The following is a 1,401-nucleotide window of genomic DNA, read 5'->3' on the forward strand; positions in this document are numbered from 1 at the left end:
CGTATCTTCATCCCCGTACTCCGTTACAGCGCCATGACTGAAACTGCTCAGTAATTCTTCCCGCTCCGATGCGGACAAGAGGGAAAGCCGGGATACCGGAATGTCATTCTTCAGTGCCTCATCAAGTATAGTCAGGAAATGGCCGGGAATCCGTTCTATAAATGAACGGTCATACATTCTGCCGTCATAATCCAGACGGATGCTGATATCTTCTCCCGGCATAACGATTACGGTAAAGCTGTAATTGTTATGCTCAAAAATATCTACCGAAACGACCTCCGGACCTGGATTTTCGACCTCATCAGCACCCGCCGGTTCAGCGGGTGGCTGCATGTCCGGATAGTTTTCAAATACCATGATATGATCCAGTAACGGCTGACCGGTAACCGATGACTGTATCTTGGCCAGCGGATAATAGTGATACCGCGCTCCGTCAAGCGAATCGTGCTGTACCCCCTTAACCAGACTGCTGAACGTTGTTCCTGCTTCATAGCAGATCCTGACCGGCACCGTATTGATAAACAAACCTATTATATCCTCTACACCATCCAGGTTCCCCGGACGGCCTGAAACAACAGAGCCGAATACCACATCCTGCGTATGGTTATAACGGGATAAAAGTATACCCCAGACCGTTTCTATTACCGTATTCAGCGTGACCCGGCGTGACCGCGCATAGGATACTACCTGGCGTGTCAGCGCTACCCCAAGGCTGAAACCTGTTTTATTCAGAAAGTAATCACCCTTGTTCCTCGATCCGGAGGGAAGTGCAGGAACACTGCTCAGGCCCGAATAGGAGGACAGATAAGCCGACCAATAGGAGGCCGCGGCTGATTCATCCTGCAAGGATAACCATTGTATATAATGCTTATATTGACGTACCACCGGCAGGTGGTAACTACGGTTTTCAATATAACTGTTGTATATCTCATAATATTCCCTTGTCAGCGTCCCCAGGCACCAACCGTCCATCAGGATATGATGGTAGCTCCAGATGAATTCATATACATCATCCGACAAATGCAGCACATGAACCCGCATCAGTACATCCCGGCTCAGATCAAACGACCTTAACCGGTCTGCTTCTTTAAATGAACGGACACGGTCACCCATCTCTGCCCAGCCAAACACCCGGAAATCGTGATAAGCAAACTCGATCTCCCGGCTCTTTAAAACTGCCTGTAACGATCGCGATGCCTCTGAGAAAACAAACGCTGTCCTCAGGACATCATGGCGGCGGGATAACTCCACCAGGCTCCGCTGCACGAAGGAGATATCCAGGGTTCCATGAATCTGGTACGATGTCTGTAAAAAATAGGCAACAGAGGACCGGTCATACAAATGATGGAACAGCATCCCCTCTTGCATAGGGGATAACGGATAAATATCTTCAATATCGGA

The 1,401-nt window shown here is 49.0% G+C and carries 1 protein-coding gene; it reads right to left on the reverse strand.

Annotation, left to right across the window (positions count from 1 at the left end):
• The coding region (locus tag AB6735_RS27900; protein WP_370999461.1) for a condensation domain-containing protein at nt 1-1,401 on the reverse strand (1,401 nt) is incomplete at both ends.

It is taken from the genome of Mucilaginibacter sp. RCC_168, from assembly GCF_041355315.1.
Taxonomy (GTDB): Bacteria; Bacteroidota; Bacteroidia; order Sphingobacteriales; family Sphingobacteriaceae; genus Mucilaginibacter.